Here is a 17,304-nt window from a genome sequence, read left to right as displayed (position 1 = left end):
TGGTGGCGCGTAGCGTTTCGAACATGTCAGCGAATGCGGTGTCGGATCGGGCCTTCGATCGAGCCTCGGTGCTGGCCGCCTTCGACGCCTACGACTCCGCCTGCGAAGCCCTGGCCGGACTGGACTTCACCGCGTTCACCGTTGCTGAGTTGTTGGCGTTGCAGTCCCGCCGTGAACACCGGGCCCGCACCACCGCCGGTGTCGACCACCGGATCATGGCCGCCCTGCAGACCCTGGTGACACCCGCCGAGATCGGCGAACGCACCTGGACCAAGGTGTTGATGACGCGCATGCGCATCGGTGAGGCCGAGGCCAAGCGCCGGGTCGAGTTCGCCGAGGATCTGGGCCCGCGATACCCGACGTGCGGCGGCACCATCGAACCGGCCCTGCCGGCGACCGCGGCGGCATTGGCGCAGGGGGCGATCAGCATCGATCATGTCTGCGCCATCCGCGACGGGCTGAGGAGGGCCGCCAAGGTCTGCGACCCCGCCGGCTGCTCGGCGCTGGAGGCCACGCTGGCCACCGCGGCCCGGCACGTATCTCCTGCGGAGGTGTCCGCCCTGGCCGATCGCGCGGTGTACCTGATGAATCAGGATGGCCTGGAAGGCCCGGACCCCACTGCCGCCAAACGCGGCCTCACGATCGGGCGCCAGGGACCCGACGGGCTCTCCCGGGTCAGCGGTCATGTCGACGCGGAAACGGCCGGCTACCTGCGAACCCTCAACACCGTCCTGGCCGCCAGGGGCGTCAACAACCCCGACGATCCCGACTCGGTCAACCCGTTGCTCCCCGAGGACAAGCCCGAGCCGAGTGCGGCCGCGGATGCCGCCGACGACCCCGGCTGCACGCAACCCTCGCCCCGGGCGCGCGATATGCGCACCCCACCTCAACGCAACCACGATGCCCTCAAGGCGATCCTGCGCCACGCCCTGATGTCCGGCCGGCTCGGGCAACACAACGGGCTGCCGGTCACCCTGCTCATCTCGACGACACTGTCCGAGTTGGCGGCCAAGTCCGGAATCGCCGTCACCAGTGTCGGCACCCTCGTGCCGATGCGCGATGTCATCCGGTTGGCCGGCCACGCCGAGCATTACCTGGCCGTGTTCGACGGGCACAAGAGCCTGCCGCTCTACCTGGGCCGCACAAGGCGCACCGCTTCGGTCGGTCAACGCCTGGTCATGGTCGCGCGGGATCGCGGGTGCAGCCGACCGGGCTGCACCCGGCCTGCCGCGCAATGCCAAGGCATGCACGTCGACCAGGACTGGATCGACGGCGGCCCGACCAACGCCGACAACCTGGGCCTTGGCTGCGACCGGGACAACCAGCTGGCCTTCGACACCGGCTGGAGCACCGAGATCGGGGACGACGGCCGCGTCCACTGGCTGCCCCCGCCCCTTCTCGATACCGGCCAGGACAGGATCAACCACCACTTCCACCCCGAGGAGCTCCTACACCCACCGGGCCGGGACGACGGGGACGACGGGGACGACCCATGATGAGTTGGCTCACGTTGGGTCATTTGGTTGGCTCTTACCCATGGCCCCCGCTGCGTCCGCGATCTACATCGCCTCACCCGAAGGTGACACCGGCAAGTCCACCATCGCGCTCGGCATCCTGGCGCGGCTGGCGGCGACCGTCGCCAAGGTCGGCGTCTTTCGGCCGATCGCCCGCTCCGGAGAGGACGGCAGCGACTACATCCTGGAGCTGCTGCTGGGTCACGCCACCGCCGGACTCGGCTACCAGGACTGCGTCGGCGTCAGCTACCAGCGCCTGCACGAAGACCTCGACGGCGCCATCGCCGAGATCGTCGAGCGCTACCACCACGTGGCCGACGCGTGCGATGCCGTCGTCATCGTGGGCAGTGACTACACCGACGTCGCCAGCCCCAGCGAGTTGGCCGTCAACGCGCGCATCGCCGTCAACCTGGGTGCCCCCGTCGTGCTGGCGGTGCGCGCCTCGGACCGGACCCCCGCGGAGGTCGCGCAGGTCGCCGAGCTGTGCCTGGCCGAGCTGGTTGCCCAGCACGCGCACACCGCCGCGGTGGTGGCCAACCGCTGCGATCCCGCCCAGCTGACCGAGGTGGCCGCGGCGCTGGCCCCGCTCGGCCCGAAAAGCTATGTGCTGCCCGAGGAGCCGCTGCTGGTCGCGCCGTCGGTGGCCGAACTGCGCGACGCGGTGGGCGGCACGCTGACCGGTGGGGACGCGGCGCTGCTCAACCGCGAGGCGCTCAGCGTGCTGGTGGCCGGCATGACGGCCGAGCACGTGCTGGAACGGCTGCGCGACGGGATGGCCGTCATCACCCCCGGCGACCGCTCCGATGTGGTGATGGCGGTGATGGGCGCGCACGCCGCGGAGACCTTCCCCTCCCTGTCCTGCCTGATCCTCAACGGCGGCCTGCAACTGCATCCCGCCGTGGCCAAACTGGTCGACGGGCTCAAGCTCCGCCTGCCGGTCATTGCCACCGACTCGGGCACCTACGACACCGCACGCGCGGTGGCCAAGGCCCGCGGCCGGGTGACGGCCGCCTCCACCCGCAAGATCGACACCGCGCTAACCCTGATGGAAGCCCACGTCGACACCGCGGATCTGCTTGCGCAGCTGGCCATTCCGATCCCCGAGGTGATCACCCCACAGATGTTCACCTACCAGCTGCAGGATCGGGCCCGCGGCGACCGTAAACGCATCGTGCTGCCCGAGGGCGACGACGACCGGATCCTGCAGGCCGCCGGCCGGCTGCTGGCGCACAAGGTGGCCGACCTGACCATCCTCGGTGACGAACCCGCGGTCCGTGGCCGCGCCGCCGAACTGGGTGTCGACCTGGACGGCGCCCAGGTGCTGGACCCGCGCACCAGCGAGCTGTGCGACCAGTTCGCCCAGCAGTACGCCGAACTGCGCCGCAAGAAGGGGGTCACCGTCGAACAGGCCCGCGAGATCATCCACGACGTCTCGTATTTCGGCACCATGCTGGTGCACAACGGCATGGTCGACGGCATGGTCTCGGGCGCGGCGCACACCACCGCGCACACCGTCCGGCCCGCCTTCGAGATCATCAGGACCCAGCCCGGGGTGTCGACCGTATCGTCCATCTTCCTGATGTGCCTGGCGGATCGCGTGCTCGCCTACGGCGACTGCGCCATCGTGCCCGACCCGACCTCCGAGCAACTCGCCGATATCGCGATCTCCTCGGCGCGCACCGCCGCCCAGTTCGGCATCGACCCGCGCGTCGCGATGCTGTCCTACTCCACCGGCACGTCGGGCACCGGGGCGGATGTCGACAAGGTCAGGGCGGCAACCGAACTCGTCCGGGAACGGGAACCCAACCTGCTGGTCGAGGGCCCCATCCAGTACGACGCCGCCGTCGAGCCGTCCGTGGCGGTCACCAAGATGCCGGATTCGCCGGTGGCCGGCCGGGCCACCGTGCTGATCTTCCCCGACCTGAACACCGGCAACAACACCTACAAGGCGGTGCAGCGCAGCGCCGGCGCCATCGCCATCGGGCCGGTGCTGCAAGGGCTGAACAAGCCGGTCAACGACCTGTCCCGCGGTGCGCTGGTGGAAGATATCGTCAACACCGTGGCGATCACCGCGATTCAGGCGCAGGGCACCCGCTGATGTCGGTACTGGTGCTCAACTCCGGCTCGTCGTCGGTCAAATACCAAGTGGTGCAGCCCGATTCCGGTACCTCGTTGTGCACCGGCATCGTCGAACGGGTCACCGACTACAGCGTCGCCCTGCGTCAGGTGTTCGACGGCGTGACCGCCGCGGGCATCAGCACCGACGATCTGGTGGCGGTCGGGCACCGAGTGGTGCACGGCGGTGTGCGTTTCTACCAACCGACGGTCATCGACGACACCCTGCTCGCCGAGCTGGAGAAGCTGTCCCCGCTGGCCCCGCTGCACAATCCGCCCGCACTGCTGGGCATTGCCGAAGCCCGCAAACTGCTCCCCGGCCTGCCGCACGTCGCGGTGTTCGACACCGCCTTCTTCCATGACCTGCCCGCCGCTGCGGCCGAGTACGCCATCGACCGGGATGTGGCGCGGCAGTGGCACATCCGGCGCTACGGATTCCACGGCACGTCCCACCGTTACGTCAGCGAACAGGCGGCAATCTTCCTGGATGCGCCGCTGGAATCGCTGAATCAGATTGTGCTGCACCTGGGTAACGGTGCCTCGGCATCCGCTGTCGCCGGCGGCAGGCCGATCGACACCTCGATGGGCCTGACCCCGATGGAGGGGCTGGTGATGGGCACCCGCTCCGGTGACCTGGACCCGGGCATCATCACCTACCTGTGGCGCACCGCCGGCATGACGGTGCAGGACATCGAGACCATGCTCAACCGCCACTCCGGCGTGCTCGGACTGGGCGGCGAGACCGATTTCCGCGAACTGCACAAGCGCATCGACGACGACGACGCCGACGCGCGGCTGGCCTACGACGTCTACATCCACCGGCTCCGTAAGTACGTCGGGGCCTACCTGGCGCTGCTGGGCCGGACCGACGTCATCACCTTCACCGCCGGCGTGGGGGAGAACGACGCCCTGGTGCGCCGCGACGCCCTGGCCGGGTTGGCCGCCCTCGGCATCGAACTCGACGAAACCCGCAACACCACAACGCAGCGCGCCGCCCGGCGCATCTCGGCGGACACCTCGCCCATCACGGTGCTCGTCGTCCCCACCAACGAGGAACTGGCCATCGCCCGGGCCTGTGCCCAGGTGATCTAGAAGGTACTCATCGGCCGCACGCTGTTGGCCAGGTCGATCAGCGCGTAGCGGTGGGCCTGGGTGGGCGCCACCCGGGCCAGGCTGCGCAGCGACGCTTCGACGCCGAGCTGCAACCCGTGCTGGGTGAACGGAAAACCGAGAATGTGGTTGGTGCTGGCCGTGTTGTCGGCCAGCCAGTCCATCGCGGTACCCAGCACCAGGGCGCGGATCTGCAGCACGCGCGGTTCGCCCTCCGGCAACGCCTCCACCCGCCGGGCCGCGTCGCGGATCTGGCGTTCGGACACCTCGCTGATCGAACGGCCGGACAGCAGCGTCACCGCACTGGTCAGCCGGGCCGTGGTGAAATGCCGTGAGGTGGCCGGAACCAGGTCCAGGGTGCGCACGGCGTCGTCGCGGTGACCGTCGGCGGACTGCGCACGCGCCAGCCCGAAACCCGCCGAGATGACCCCGTTGTCGGTACGCCACACCGTTTCGTAGAAGCGCCGCTCGTCGGCGCTGCCGGCCAGTTCGGCCGTCGCCGCCAGCGCCACCTTCGGTGCCAGCTCGCCCGGCAGGGTGTCCAGCACCTCGACGAAATACTTGGTGGCCGTGTCGTAATCGGCGGTCAGCAGGGCGGCCACCCCGCGGAACCACGACAGCCGCCAGCGCCAGCCGACCCGCTCCACCCGATCGGCCAGCTGGGCCAGGTCGTCGAGCTTGCGGGTCGCCTTGGCGACATCGCCGAGGTCCAGCAGCGCCCGCACCTCCATCAGTGGCAGTTCGAGCGACTGGGACAGGTCGATCCCCTCGGAGTCCAGGGTGCCGTGCCGGGCCGCGCGCAGTGAATCCAGGGTCTGCACAGGCTGACTGAGCACCGTCGCGGACAGGATCGGGGCGCCGACGTCGGCCGGGTCGACCAGCGGCACCTGCAGCGCCTTGACGATGTCGGGTGCGGTCAGCTTCGCCGAGTGCACCTGCCCGTCCAGGTAGACATCGGTGTGCGCCACCAGCAGGTCCACCCCGAACGTCGACCGGGGCGGGCTGAACACCGTCGACAGGCCCGGCCGCGGCACCCCGGTGTCCTGCGCGACCACTTCACGCAACACGCCCATCAGCTGCCCGGACATCTCCTCGGCGCTGGTGAACCGCCGGGCCGGATCCGGGTCGATGGCCCGGCGCAGCAACCGGCCGAACGAGTCGTACTTGCGCAGCACCGGATCGTCGTCGGGCAGGCCGTCCACATAACGGCCCTTGCGGGTGCGCAGCTTGAGGGTCAGCGCGGCCAGGGTGCGCCCCACCGTGTAGATGTCGGTCTGCACCGTCGGCCCGGTCCGGATGATCTCCGGGGCCTGGTAACCCGGTGTGCCGTACAGGAACCCGAACGAATTGATCCGCGACACCGCACCCAGGTCGATGAGCTTGAGCTGCTCCTCGGTGACCATGATGTTCTCGGGCTTGAGGTCGTTGTACACCAGGCCCAGCGAATGCAGGTAGCCCAGCGCGGGCAGGATCTCCAGCATGTACGCAATGGCTTGGGCCACCGGCAGCTTGGTGCCCTTGCGCTGTTTCAGCGACGTTCCGCCGACGTACTCCATGACGATGTAGCCGACCGGGTCGCCGTGCTTGTCGTCGTGTTCGACGAAGTTGAAGATCTTCACGATGGCGGGGTGGGTGACCTCGGCCAGGAACTGGCGTTCGGCCATCGCGGTGGCCTGCGCCTCGGCATCGCCGGAATGCACCAGGCCCTTGAGCACCACCGGGCGGTAGTTCACGTTGGTGTCGAAGGCCAGATACACCCAGCCCAGGCCGCCGTGCGCGATGCAGCCCTTGATCAGGTACTGGTCCACCACCATGTCGCCCGGGCTGAGTTGCGGCAGAAAGGAATACGCGCTGCCGCAGTACGGGCAGACCCCTTCGGAGCGGGCCGGCCCGTCCTTGGAGGCCCGGCCCACCGGCTTCCCGCAGTTCCAGCAGAACCGCTTCGACTCGGCCACCACGGGATTGGTCATCAACGCCGCGAGCGGGTTGCGTTCGGTCACCCGGGGAATCTCGACGAGACCGCCGCCGAGGCGCCGGGTCGGCGACCGGGGGCGGGTCACCGTCGTCATCCGCTCGTTGGGCTCGGTGGTGGCCGAGCCGGCCGAGGCCCGCGACGTCCGGCTGGTGTCGCCGAAATCCGGGCGGTAGACGGCCTGGGTGGCCATCGGCCGCACCGTTGCCGCGGACTCGTCGTCGAAATCCTCGAACTCCTCCAGGTCGGCCAGGCTGGCCGGCCGGGTGCCCGGATCGTCCATCTCCGGATCGCTCATCAGTCCACGTACCTTGCGACCGGCGGTGCGGGCGTCGGGCCCAGAACGGTCAACCACTTGCGGTACAACGTGTTCCACGTCCCGTCCCGGCGGATCCGGTCCAGCGTGCCGTTGACGAAGCGGACCAGACCGGGATTGTCCTTGTTGATCCCGATGCCGTAGGGCTCCTCGGCCATGCTCGGGCCGACGATGTGCAGGTACGGGTCCTGGCTGACCAGTCCGGCCAGGATGGTGTCGTCGGTGCTGACCGCGTCGACCTGCCGCTGCTGCAGCGCCACCAGGCAGTCCGCCCAGGTCACGGTCTCCAGGATGACCGGCGGCGGGACGATCTGCTTCACCCGGTCCAGGGAGGTGGTGCCGGTCGCCGCGCACACCCGCTTGCCGCCCAGATCGGCGGCCTGCCGGATCCGGGAATCCCGCGGCGCCAGGATGCGCTGGTTGGCCGACAGGTACTCGGTGGAGAACGCCACCAACTGCTTGCGCGCGCAGGTGATGCTCATGGTCTTGACCACGATGTCCACCTGGTCGTTCTGCAGCGCGGTGAGCCGGTCCGCCGAGGACAGGATGCGGTACTCCACCTGCGAGGGGGTGCCGAAGATGTCGCGCGCGACCTCACCGGCGATGTCGACGTCGAACCCGGTGATGGTCCCCGTGATGGGATCGCGGAACGAGAACAGGTTGGAGCCGATGTCCAGCCCGACGATCAGCCTGCCGCGGTTGCGGATCTTCTCGACGGCCTCCTCGGCCTGCCTGCGGTCCGGGAACGGGCGCAGGCTGGCGGTGCGGTCACAGTGTTCGTTGGTCGCCGGGGCTTCGGGCGACGGGTCGGGCGCCAGTTGCTGCATGCCGGCCGGGGTCGGCGGGGCCAGCGTGACCTCGGGCAGCGGCGCGGCGGGCGCGGCCTGCTCGCAGCCGGCCAGCACGGCGGCTGAGGCGAGCAGGGCGAGCAGCACCCGAGCGTTCATCACGCCTGTTCTGTTCTTCGCGCGAGCGCTCATCACCGGTACTCACTCAGCCGGGGCCACAGGCCCAGTGTCACCGCGACGGCGGCGAGCACGCTCAGCGCAGCGGCGCCGAACGTCGCCCCCGACAGCACCCGCCGGGCGTTGACGATATCGGTGCGCAATTGGTTGCGGCTGTCCTCGATGCCCTTGGTCAGCGCGGCGTCCAGCTTGCCGAAGGCCGGGGTGGAGTCGTCCTCACCGGTCCCCAGCGCCACCTGGGTGGCGGCCTGGTAGTCGCCGACGGCGATGTAGGCGTTGATCCGGTCGTCGGCGGCGCGCCACCGCCGCAGCAGCTGTTCGGCGTCGGCGAGCTCACCCTTGTTCTTGGCATCGCTGGCCAGATAGATCGACAGCTGCTGCTGCATGGCGTCGATGCGCTGATAGTAGGACTGCTTGCGGATGTCCTCGTCGCCGCGCCGGACCAGGGCCAGCGTCTCGTCGGCGCGGGCCTGCTGCGCCGTGATCGCCATCGTGGTGACCGTCTTGAGCGACTGCGCCGCAGTATTTTTCGCGCTGCGACTGTCGGCGGTCGAGATGACCAGTGCGGTACCCACCCAGACCACCATAATCAGCACCGCCAGTCCGCCCGCGACGAAACCGACGTTGATCCGCCGTCGGGTCCGCCGGGTCAGCCAGCGGTTGGCGAACAACCCGAACAGGATGGTCGCCAACACCACGATGATGACCGAGGCCGGGATCCGGGCCGAGGCGGCGGTCTCGGCGTCGACGCGGGCCGAGGTCGCCTCGTACAGCCGCTGGGCGTCGGGCAGGATCTGGGTCTGCATCAGCGCCGAGGCCTCGGACAGATAGGACGAACCGACCGGATTCCCGGCCCGGTTGTTGGTCCTGGCCGTTTCCACCAGGCCGGTGTAGACCGCCAGCTCGGCGTTGACCCGGCCGAGCAGCTGGATCATCGGCTCGTCGGTCAACCCACTGGATGCCCGCGTCACGGCCACCGCGGCATCGGTGATGGCCTGCTCGTAGCGCTGCCGGACATCGGTGGGTTCGGCGCCGGCGATGAACGCCGTCGCGGCGGCCGCGTCGGCCACCGACAGGGTGGTGTAGAGCTGGCCGGCCGCGAACGCCAGCGGTTCGGTGTGGTCGAGCACCGTGGTCAGCGCCTGCTGCCGGTCGTTGACCGTCCGCGAGGTGGCGAACGCGCACGCGATGACCAGCGCGCACAGCACGACGCCGATCGTCAGGATGCGGCCCGGCGTGGTCCACAGGAACCACCACCGCGGATGCCCCCCGGCGGCCGGCGACCGTGACGCCAGCGGTTCGGTCGACGGGTGCGCCAACTCCACGGTCACGGGTGCGCGGACCTCCCTCACAACGCGATCGGTGTGCGATTAATGAAAGTCTAAGAGAGATTGGAGTGACGTGTGGGAATTCGTGGCCCCTTATCCTGAACCTGTGCGTGGCGACGGTGACGGCTGGGTGATGTCCGACGGCGGCGCGCACTACTGGGGCCGCCACGGCGCGGCCGGATTGCTGCTGCGTGCGCCGGCTCCCGGCGGGGTCGCGGCGGTGCTGCTGCAGCACCGCGCCCCGTGGAGTCATCAGGGCGGCACCTGGGGTTTGCCCGGTGGCGCCCGCGACAGTCACGAGTCGGTCGAGGAGGCCGCGGTCCGGGAGGCCCACGAGGAGGCCGGCCTGGAGCCCACGATGATGACGGTGCGCGTCGCGGTGGTCACCCATCAGGTGCCCGGCTGGTCGTACACCACCGTCATCGCCGACGCCGCCGAACTGCTGATCACCACGCCCAACCGGGAGAGCGCCGAGCTGCGCTGGGTGATCGAGGACGAGGTCGCCGACCTGCCGCTGCACCCCGGCTTCGCGGCCAGCTGGGACCGGCTGCGCAGCCTCGCCGCCGGCATCCCGCTGCTCAGGCCGTGAGCGCGTCCTTGAGGTGACGCGCGGCGGCCCGCGGGTCGTCGGCGTCGGTGATGGCACGCACCACCACGATCCGGCGCGCCCCGGCGGCCAGCACCTCGGGCAGCCGGTCGGCGTCGATCCCGCCGATGGCGAACCACGGCTTGGCCGGTGCCAGCGCGGCGGTGTGCCGGACCAGATCCAGCCCCGGTGCCGGGCGGCCCGGTTTGGTCGGGGTCGGCCAGCACGGCCCGGTGCAGAAATAGTCGACCGGTTCGGCGAGCGCGGCGGCCACCTGCTGCTCGTCGTGCGTGGAGCGGCCGATCAGCGGTTCGGGGCCGATGATCGAGCGGGCCACCTCCAGCGGCAGATCGTCCTGCCCGAGGTGCAGCACGTCCGATCCCGCGGCGCGCGCCACGTCGGCGCGGTCGTTGACCGCCAGCTGGGCGCCGTGCCGGCGGGCGGCGTCACCCAGGATCTCCAGCGCGGCGAGTTCCTGGCGCGCTTCCAATCCCTTGTGTCGCAGCTGGATGATGTCCACCCCACCGGCCAGCGCTGCGTCGGCGAACTCGGCGAGGTCACCGCGCGCCAGCCGGGCGTCGGTGCAGAGGTACAGCCTGGCATCGGCGAGGCGGGCGCGTGCATCCACAGCGCCGAGGTTATCGGGCGGGCCGAGTACCCTGGACACCCGACGCGGGAGTCCCGGGACCGGGGCTGAGAGTGGGCCAATCACCGGCCCTGACCGTTGCACCTGATCCGGGTCATGCCGGCGAAGGGAGAGGGAATGTCTGAGCGTGCACTGGCCGTGATCGGCGGCGGCGTCATCGGCCTGTCGGTCGCGCGCCGCGCCGCACAGGACGGCTGGTCGGTCCGGGTGCACCGCACCGATGCCCGCGGGGCGTCGTGGGTGGCCGGCGGGATGCTCGCCCCGCACAGCGAGGGCTGGCCGGGCGAGGACGCCCAGTTGGCGCTGGGGCTGGAATCGCTCAAGCTGTGGCACACCGGCTTCCTGGACGGGCTGCCCGGCGAGGTGGTCACCGCCCGGGAATCGCTGGTGGTGGCGGTGGACCGGGCCGATGTCGCCGACCTGCGCACCGTCGCCGAATGGCTGTCGGTGCAGGGACAGCCGGTGAGCCCGACGACGGCGGCCCGCGATATCGAGCCGCTGCTGGCCCAGGGCATCCGGCACGGGTTCGTGGCCGAGACCGAGCTGGCGGTGGACAACCGCCGACTGGTGCAGGCGCTGGAAGCGGCGTGCACCGCGCTCGGTGTGCAGTGGGCGCCACCGGTCACCGACCTGACCGAGGTGCCGGGGTTGCGGGTGATCGCCAACGGCATCGACGCCCCGGCGCTGTGGCCGGGCCTGCAGGTGCGCCCGGTCAAGGGGGAGGTGCTGCGGCTGCGCTGGCGCAAGGGCTGTATGCCTATGCCGGACAGGGTCATTCGGGCCAGGGTGCACGGCAGGCAGGTGTACCTGGTGCCGCGCCCGGACGGCGTGGTGGTCGGCGCCACCCAGTACGAGCACGGCCGGGACACCGCACCGGTGGTCACCGGTGTGCGCGACCTGCTGGACGACGCGTGCGCCGTGCTGCCGGCGCTGGGGGAGTACGAACTGGCCGAGTGCGCCGCCGGATTGCGGCCGATGACCCCCGACGGGCTACCGATCGTCGGCAGGCTCGACGAACGCACGCTGGTGGCCACCGGTCACGGGCGCAACGGATTCCTGCTGGCGCCGTGGACCGCCGAGCGGATCGCCGCCGAATTGGCACAGGGTTAGGAGCACGATGATATTGCTGGTCAACGGCGAGGAAGCCGATGTGCGGGACGCGATCACCGTCGGAGAACTGGTGAGCGACTTGGGCTTTCCGGAGAAGGGGATCGCCGTGGCGGTCGACTGGGAGGTGCTGCCGCGCTCGGCGTGGGACACCGTGCTCAACGACGGCGCCCGGGTGGAGGTCGTGACGGCGGTGCAGGGTGGCTGATTCGGCGGGCAAGCTGACCATCGCGGGCCGGGAGTTCGGTTCCCGGCTGATCATGGGCACCGGTGGCGCGGCCAACCTCGCCGTCCTGGAGGAGGCGCTGATCGCCTCAGGTACCGAGCTCACCACGGTGGCGATGCGCCGCGTCGACGCCGAAACCGGCACGGGGGTGCTGGATCTGCTCAGCCGGCTGGGCATCACCCCGCTGCCCAACACCGCGGGCTGCCGCGGCGCCGCCGAGGCCGTGCTGACCGCGCGGCTGGCCCGCGAGGCGCTCGGCACCGAATGGGTGAAACTCGAGGTCATCGCCGACGAGCGCACGCTGCTCCCGGATGCCATCGAATTGGTCAGGGCCGCAGAACAACTCGTCGACGACGGCTTCGTCGTGCTGCCCTACACCAACGACGACCCGGTGCTGGCCCGCCGGCTCGAGGACACCGGCTGCGCGGCCGTGATGCCGCTGGGCTCGCCGATCGGCACCGGGCTGGGCATCGCCAACCCGCACCACATCGAGATGATCGTGGACCGGGCCGGGGTTCCGGTGATCCTGGACGCCGGCATCGGCACCGCCAGCGATGCCGCGCTCGCCATGGAACTCGGCTGTGACGCCGTGCTGCTGGCCACCGCCGTCACCCGGGCTGCCGACCCGCCGGTGATGGCCGCGGCGATGGCCTCGGCGGTCACCGCCGGCCACCTGGCCCGCCGCGCCGGCCGGATCCCGAAACGTTACTGGGCGCAGGCGTCGAGCCCCGCCGTCCCGTGATCGAACTGACCGGCCTGACCAAACGCTTCGGGCGCACCACCGCCGTCGACGACCTGACCTGCACCGTCGAATCCGGGGTGGTCACAGGGTTTCTCGGCCCGAACGGGGCGGGCAAGTCGACCACCATGCGGATGATCGTCGGGCTGGACCGACCGACGGCGGGCACCGCGACCGTGCTCGGCAAGCGCTACCCCGAACTCACCCATCCGCTGCGCACCGTCGGTGCGCTGCTGGATGCCCGGCAGGTACACCCGAACCGGTCAGCCCGCGCGCACCTGCGCTGGATCGCGGCCAGTAACCGGATCCGCGCCGACCGGGTGGACGAGGTGCTCGACACCGTCGGACTCACCGAGGTCGCCGACAAGCGGGCCGGGACGTTCTCGCTGGGCATGAGCCAGCGGCTGGGCATCGCGACGGCGCTGCTGGGCGATCCGCAGGTGCTGCTGTTCGACGAGCCGGTCAACGGGCTGGACCCCGAGGGCATCCGGTGGGTGCGCACCTTGATGCGGACGCTGGCCGCCGAGGGCCGCACCGTGTTCGTGTCCAGCCACCTGCTCGCCGAGATGGCCAACACCGCGGACCGGTTGGTGGTGATCGGCCGGGGCCGGCTGGTCGCGGCCACCTCGATGGACGAGTTCCTGGCGTCGTCGGCCGATGTTCTGGTCCGCAGTCCGCAGGCCGACCGGCTGACCGGGGTGTTGACCGCCGAGGGGCTGTCGGTGACCGGCGACGGCACCCGGTTGCGGGTGGCCGCGGCGACCACCGAGCGGGTCGGTGACCTGGCCGCCCGGCACGGCATCACCTTGCACGAGCTGACGGCGGTGCGCACCTCGCTGGAGGAGGCGTACCTGAACCTGACCGATGACAGCACCGACTACCGGGCCGGCCGATGACCATCACCAGCGAATACCTCAAACTCCGCAGCACCCCGTCGCCGCTGTGGTCGGCGCTGGCCGCCGTGGCGCTCAGCCTCGGCCTGGCCACCGCCATCCCGCGGCAGCCCGAACTCGGGGCCGCCATGTTCGGCGTGCCGGTGCTCATGGTGCTCTCGGCGCTCACCGTCACCGGCGAATACCGCACCGCGATGATCCGGACCACCTTCCTCGGCACCCCCAACCGGGTGCGCGTGCTGGCCGCCAAAGCGATTGTCGCCGCGGCGTTCTCCGCGGTGGTGAGCGCCGTGGCCACCCTCGGATCCTTCGTGCTGGCCACCGGCGCGCCGGGGTGGCCGACGGTGGGCGCGGTGACGCTGTACGCGGCGCTGGGGGCGGTGCTGGCCGTCGGGCTGGGCGCGGTGGTGCGGCACAGCGCCGCCGCCGTGGCGGTGTTGCTGTTGTTGCCGTTCGTGGTGGAGCCGCTGGTCGGGGTGAGCCCGCAGCTGGGTTCCCGCGTCGGCCCGCTGCTGCCGTTCACCAACGCCAACGCGTTCACCGGTGTCACCTGGATCCAGAGTTTCACCATGTGGTGGGGGCCTGCGGGTTCGGCGCTGTACTTCGCCGCCGTCGCGGCGGCCGTGTTCGCCGTGGCCGCCGTGCTGGTGAGCCGCCGGGATGCCTGAACGGCGTCCGCTACCGTGGGGTCCTATGCGGCTCAGATCACAGGCGGCCCTGTTCACGGTCGTCGCGTCGGTGCTCGTCGGCTGCGGCCACCAGCAGCCCGCCCCGCCGGCACCGGCCACCCCGGAAACAGCCGCATCGGAGTACGCCGCAACCATCCGGGACCGGGTCACCGCCGATGCGATGATGGCCCACCTCACCAAGCTGCAGCAGATCGCCGACGCCAACCACGGCACCAGGGCGATGGGCACCCCCGGTTACCAGGCCAGCGTGGACTACGTCGCTGACGCACTGCGCGACAAGGGTTTCGATGTACAGACCCCCGAGTTCGAGGTGCGCCTGCCGTTCGCCGAGGAGCCGGTGCTCACCGTGTCCGGCGCGCGGGTGCCTGCCAAACCGCTGAACTACACCATCGGCACACCCGAGGGCGGGGTGCGCGGGCCGCTGGTCGCCGCGCGTGCCGACGACAGCCCGGGCTGTGCCGAATCCGACTACGACGGCCTACCGGTCCGCGGTGCGGTGGTGCTGGTGGATCGCGGCACGTGCCCCTTCGGTGACAAACAGGCCAACGCCGCCAAACGCGGGGCGGTGGCGCTGATCGTCGCCAACAACGTCGACGGTGACGAATTCGGCGGTACCCTCGGTGAAGACACCGACGTCCAGATCCCCGTCGTGAGTGTGACCAAGGCCGAGGGGGCCCGGCTGCGCGCCGCGCCCGGGCCGGTGAGCCTGACCATGAAGGCCGGTGTCAACATCGATCGCACCCGCAATGTCATCGCGCAGACCAAGACCGGCTCCACCGCCGATGTGGTGATGGTCGGTGCCCACCTGGACAGTGTTCCGGAAGGCCCGGGTATCAACGACAACGGCTCCGGGGTGGCCGCCGTGCTGGAGACCGCGCTGCAGATGGGCAGTTCACCCGATGTGCGCAATGCCGTTCGGTTCGGCTTCTGGGGCGCCGAGGAACTGGGCGTGGTCGGCTCCGACAACTATATCTCCACGCTGGGTGTGGACCAGCTCAAAGACATTGCGCTGTATCTGAATTTCGACATGCTCGGCTCGCCCAACCCCGCCTACTTCACCTACGACGGTGACCAGTCGCTGCCACCGGACAAGGACGGGAACGTACCCAGGGTGCCGGAGGGATCGGCCGGCATCGAACGCACCCTGGTGGCCTACCTGGACGCGGCGGGAAAACCGGCCCGCGACACCTCATTCGACGGCCGCTCGGACTACGACGGCTTCACCAAGGCCGGGATCCCGTCCGGTGGGTTTTTCTCCGGCGCCGACGAGAACATGACCGAGGAACAAGCGCGACTCTGGGGCGGTAAGGCCAACCAGCCGTTCGACCCGAACTATCACAAGGCCACCGACACGCTCGACCATGTCGACCGCACCTCGCTGGACATCCAGGGCAAGGGTGTCGGCTATGTGGTCGGGCTGTACGCCCAGGACCAGCGGGGCCGCAACGGCGTTCCGGTCCGCGACGACCGCACCCGGCACCCCCTGTCCGGCTCATGAGGCGGCTGCTCGCGGTCGCCGTCACCGCCGCGGCGCTGGCCGCGTGCTCGTCGGCCGCCACGCCCGCGCCGGTGACGGCCCGCGATCTCGCCGACCGGGTGACCGCCGATGCGATGTACACCCATCTGAACAAGCTCAACGAGATCGGTGGCCGCCAACCGGGCACACCGGGTTTCGACGCCGCCGTGGACTACGTCGCCGGTGTCTTGCGGGACAACGGTTTCGACGTCCAGACCCCGGAGTTCGAGTGGCTCGACGCCGGTGACCCCGGCGCACCCACGCTGGAGGTGGCCGGCAGGCGGTATCCCGTCGACCAGGGCTCGCCGCTGGTACCCACCCCGGCGGGTGGGCTCACCGCGGTGAGCATCCGGCCGGTCAAACCGGCGGGCTGCACGGCGGCGGACTACCGCGGTGCCCCCAGCGTCCGAGGGGCGCTGGTGATCGTCGACGCCCTCGGTTGCTCGGTCGTCGACAAACAGGACGCTGCGGTGGCCGCCGGCGCCGCCGGGCTGCTGGTGGTGGCCACCGACGGCGTGCCCGGCCTGTTCCCGCCGGGGTACTACCAGCAGCTCAAGGTTCCGGTCGCGATCATCGACCGCACCGCGGACGCCGCGCTGCGGCGCACCAACGCACCCGTGCGCCTGACCCTGGACGGCAAGGCCACGCTGGCGCGCTCGCGCAGCGTCATCGCCCAGACGCACACCGGGGACGCCGGCAACGTGATCGCCGCCGGGGCGCAGCTGGACAGCGCCCCGAACAGTCCGGGGATCAACGACAACGGCACCGGTGTGGCGGCGCTGCTGGCCACCGCGACGGCGCTGGGCTCCCGGCCGGCCATCGCCAACGCGGTCCGGTTCAGCTTCTGGGGATCCGAGAATCTCGGCGCGGCAAGCAAATACCTGGCCGGTCTGGACGCCGGGCAACGAGCCCAGATCGCGCTGTACCTGGACGCCGATACGCTCGGCTCGCCCAACGCCGGCTACTTCACCTTCGACGGCGACCAGTCCGGTCCGGCCAACCCCGACATTCCCGCGGTGCCCGACGGTTCGGCGGGCATCGAGCGCACGCTGGCCGGCTACCTGAATCTGGCCGGTGTCCGCCCGGCCGACATGCCGTTGGACCGGTTGACCGACTACGGCGCGTTCCTGGCGGCCGGGATTCCCGCGGGCGGCGTCACCACCGGGGCGCAGCAGAAGAAGACAGCGGTGCAGGCCCGGCTGTGGGGCGGCAAGGCCGGTGTGCCGTTCGACCCCAACGCCGGCGGACCCGGCGACGGCATCGGCAATGTGGACCGGCGCGCGCTGTCGATCACGGGACCGGCCATCGCGTTCGCCGTCGGCACCTACGCCCAATCCACCGAAGGCCCCAACGGGGTGCCGCACCGCAAACTCTGAGCGAGGCCGCGCACCGGCCCGTCGACACGCGCGGCACCACACCGCACGTGGACGTATGCGAGCCAGGCGATTTCGCCGCATTCACGGTGGTGCTGTGACGGCAAAAGCATCCGGGGATGGAACTCGACGAAGTGACCGACGGCACAATCTGATTCCGGCGCCGCGGTGAACCGCGGGACGTAGCGGCCCGTGGCAAGGGTATGGGA

At 70.5% G+C, this 17,304-nt stretch carries 15 protein-coding genes and 1 riboswitch; of the genes, 11 read left to right on the top strand and 4 right to left on the bottom strand.

What is annotated here, in order from left to right; genetic code table 11:
- Positions 1-23: 23 nt before the first annotated feature.
- Genes AWB94_RS28915 through AWB94_RS28905 form a run of 3 tightly spaced genes read left to right on the top strand, consistent with a single transcriptional unit; the run spans position 24 to position 4,721 of the window.
- Positions 24-1,496 (top strand): HNH endonuclease signature motif containing protein, encoded by a 1,473-nt coding sequence (locus AWB94_RS28915; RefSeq protein WP_064961365.1) that lies wholly within the window; start codon positions 24-26, stop codon positions 1,494-1,496.
- Positions 1,497-1,536: 40 nt separating this feature from the next.
- Positions 1,537-3,612 carry a phosphate acetyltransferase gene (pta, locus tag AWB94_RS28910; protein WP_062658627.1) on the top strand — a complete coding sequence of 692 codons (2,076 nt, stop codon included), beginning with the start codon at positions 1,537-1,539 and terminating at the stop codon, positions 3,610-3,612.
- Positions 3,612-4,721, top strand: coding sequence for an acetate kinase (locus AWB94_RS28905; RefSeq protein WP_062658626.1), 1,110 nt, complete (start codon positions 3,612-3,614; stop codon positions 4,719-4,721). The genes pta and AWB94_RS28905 overlap by 1 nt, the downstream gene beginning before the upstream one ends.
- Here AWB94_RS28905 and AWB94_RS28900 read toward each other — a convergent pair.
- The 3 genes from AWB94_RS28900 to glnX are packed head-to-tail and all read right to left on the bottom strand — an operon-like array spanning position 4,718 to position 9,323.
- Positions 4,718-7,009 (bottom strand): serine/threonine-protein kinase PknG, encoded by a 2,292-nt coding sequence (locus AWB94_RS28900; protein WP_036401089.1) that lies wholly within the window; start codon positions 7,007-7,009, stop codon positions 4,718-4,720. The two genes, AWB94_RS28905 and AWB94_RS28900, sit on opposite strands and share 4 nt — an antisense overlap.
- Positions 7,009-8,007 carry a glutamate ABC transporter substrate-binding protein gene (locus tag AWB94_RS28895; RefSeq protein ID WP_062658625.1) on the bottom strand — a complete coding sequence of 333 codons (999 nt, stop codon included), beginning with the start codon at positions 8,005-8,007 and terminating at the stop codon, positions 7,009-7,011. Before AWB94_RS28895 ends, AWB94_RS28900 begins: the two co-directional genes overlap by 1 nt.
- Complete coding sequence (gene glnX, locus AWB94_RS28890) at positions 8,007-9,323, bottom strand: protein kinase G-activating protein GlnX (protein ID WP_062658624.1); 1,317 nt, start codon at positions 9,321-9,323, stop codon at positions 8,007-8,009. The genes AWB94_RS28895 and glnX overlap by 1 nt, the downstream gene beginning before the upstream one ends.
- A gap of 103 nt (positions 9,324-9,426) precedes the next feature.
- Between glnX and AWB94_RS28885 the strand changes: the two genes are divergently transcribed.
- Positions 9,427-9,909, top strand: coding sequence for an NUDIX hydrolase (locus tag AWB94_RS28885; protein ID WP_062658623.1), 483 nt, complete (start codon positions 9,427-9,429; stop codon positions 9,907-9,909).
- Here the strand turns inward: AWB94_RS28885 and thiE are convergent.
- Complete coding sequence (thiE, locus tag AWB94_RS28880) at positions 9,899-10,534, bottom strand: thiamine phosphate synthase (protein ID WP_062658622.1); 636 nt, start codon at positions 10,532-10,534, stop codon at positions 9,899-9,901. The genes AWB94_RS28885 and thiE overlap by 11 nt on opposite strands.
- Before the next feature lie 34 nt (positions 10,535-10,568).
- Positions 10,569-10,680, top strand: a riboswitch (TPP riboswitch).
- Between thiE and thiO the strand changes: the two genes are divergently transcribed.
- The 7 genes from thiO (at position 10,670) to AWB94_RS28845 (ending at position 17,098) form a co-directional block, all read left to right on the top strand.
- Positions 10,670-11,662: a glycine oxidase ThiO gene (thiO, locus tag AWB94_RS28875; RefSeq protein ID WP_062658621.1), complete on the top strand. Its 993-nt coding sequence runs from the start codon at positions 10,670-10,672 to the stop codon at positions 11,660-11,662. It overlaps the preceding riboswitch by 11 nt.
- Before the next feature lie 7 nt (positions 11,663-11,669).
- Complete coding sequence (gene thiS / locus AWB94_RS28870; RefSeq protein WP_024451685.1) at positions 11,670-11,867, top strand: sulfur carrier protein ThiS; 198 nt, start codon at positions 11,670-11,672, stop codon at positions 11,865-11,867.
- A gap of 52 nt (positions 11,868-11,919) precedes the next feature.
- Positions 11,920-12,627 (top strand): thiazole synthase, encoded by a 708-nt coding sequence (gene thiG, locus AWB94_RS28865; protein WP_409365991.1) that lies wholly within the window; start codon positions 11,920-11,922, stop codon positions 12,625-12,627.
- Entirely contained in the window at positions 12,624-13,520 is an 897-nt protein-coding gene (locus tag AWB94_RS28860; RefSeq protein ID WP_062658619.1) for an ABC transporter ATP-binding protein, read from the top strand. The genes thiG and AWB94_RS28860 overlap by 4 nt, the downstream gene beginning before the upstream one ends.
- Positions 13,517-14,185: an ABC transporter permease gene (locus AWB94_RS28855; RefSeq protein WP_062658618.1), complete on the top strand. Its 669-nt coding sequence runs from the start codon at positions 13,517-13,519 to the stop codon at positions 14,183-14,185. Before AWB94_RS28860 ends, AWB94_RS28855 begins: the two co-directional genes overlap by 4 nt.
- A 25-nt stretch (positions 14,186-14,210) precedes the next feature.
- The gene (locus AWB94_RS28850; RefSeq protein WP_062658617.1) at positions 14,211-15,704 is read left to right on the top strand and encodes a M28 family metallopeptidase; all 1,494 of its coding nucleotides are present in this window, start codon (positions 14,211-14,213) and stop codon (positions 15,702-15,704) included.
- On the top strand, positions 15,701-17,098 hold the full coding sequence (locus AWB94_RS28845) for a M28 family peptidase (RefSeq protein WP_062658616.1): 1,398 nt from the start codon (positions 15,701-15,703) through the stop codon (positions 17,096-17,098). Before AWB94_RS28850 ends, AWB94_RS28845 begins: the two co-directional genes overlap by 4 nt.
- Positions 17,099-17,304 lie beyond the last annotated feature (206 nt).

Source organism: Mycolicibacterium canariasense, assembly GCF_002101555.1.
GTDB lineage: Bacteria > Actinomycetota > Actinomycetes > Mycobacteriales > Mycobacteriaceae > Mycobacterium > Mycobacterium canariasense.
The sequence above is the reverse complement of the archived record's forward strand: the minus strand, read 5'-3'. Positions and strand labels throughout refer to the sequence as shown.

Bases quoted from the DNA above. Each gene is read 5' to 3' on its own strand.
- AWB94_RS28900 (WP_036401089.1), bottom strand. From the start codon at position 7,009: ATGAGCGATCCGGAGATGGACGATCCGGGCACCCGGCCGGCCAGCCTG.
- AWB94_RS28850 (WP_062658617.1), top strand. From the start codon at position 14,211: ATGCGGCTCAGATCACAGGCGGCCCTGTTCACGGTCGTCGCGTCGGTG.
- AWB94_RS28895 (WP_062658625.1), bottom strand. From the start codon at position 8,007: ATGAGCGCTCGCGCGAAGAACAGAACAGGCGTGATGAACGCTCGGGTG.
- thiS (WP_024451685.1), top strand. From the start codon at position 11,670: ATGATATTGCTGGTCAACGGCGAGGAAGCCGATGTGCGGGACGCGATC.
- AWB94_RS28915 (WP_064961365.1), top strand. From the start codon at position 24: ATGTCAGCGAATGCGGTGTCGGATCGGGCCTTCGATCGAGCCTCGGTG.
- AWB94_RS28845 (WP_062658616.1), top strand. From the start codon at position 15,701: ATGAGGCGGCTGCTCGCGGTCGCCGTCACCGCCGCGGCGCTGGCCGCG.
- AWB94_RS28855 (WP_062658618.1), top strand. From the start codon at position 13,517: ATGACCATCACCAGCGAATACCTCAAACTCCGCAGCACCCCGTCGCCG.
- AWB94_RS28905 (WP_062658626.1), top strand. From the start codon at position 3,612: ATGTCGGTACTGGTGCTCAACTCCGGCTCGTCGTCGGTCAAATACCAA.
- pta (WP_062658627.1), top strand. From the start codon at position 1,537: ATGGCCCCCGCTGCGTCCGCGATCTACATCGCCTCACCCGAAGGTGAC.
- thiG (WP_409365991.1), top strand. From the start codon at position 11,920: ATGGGCACCGGTGGCGCGGCCAACCTCGCCGTCCTGGAGGAGGCGCTG.
- thiO (WP_062658621.1), top strand. From the start codon at position 10,670: ATGTCTGAGCGTGCACTGGCCGTGATCGGCGGCGGCGTCATCGGCCTG.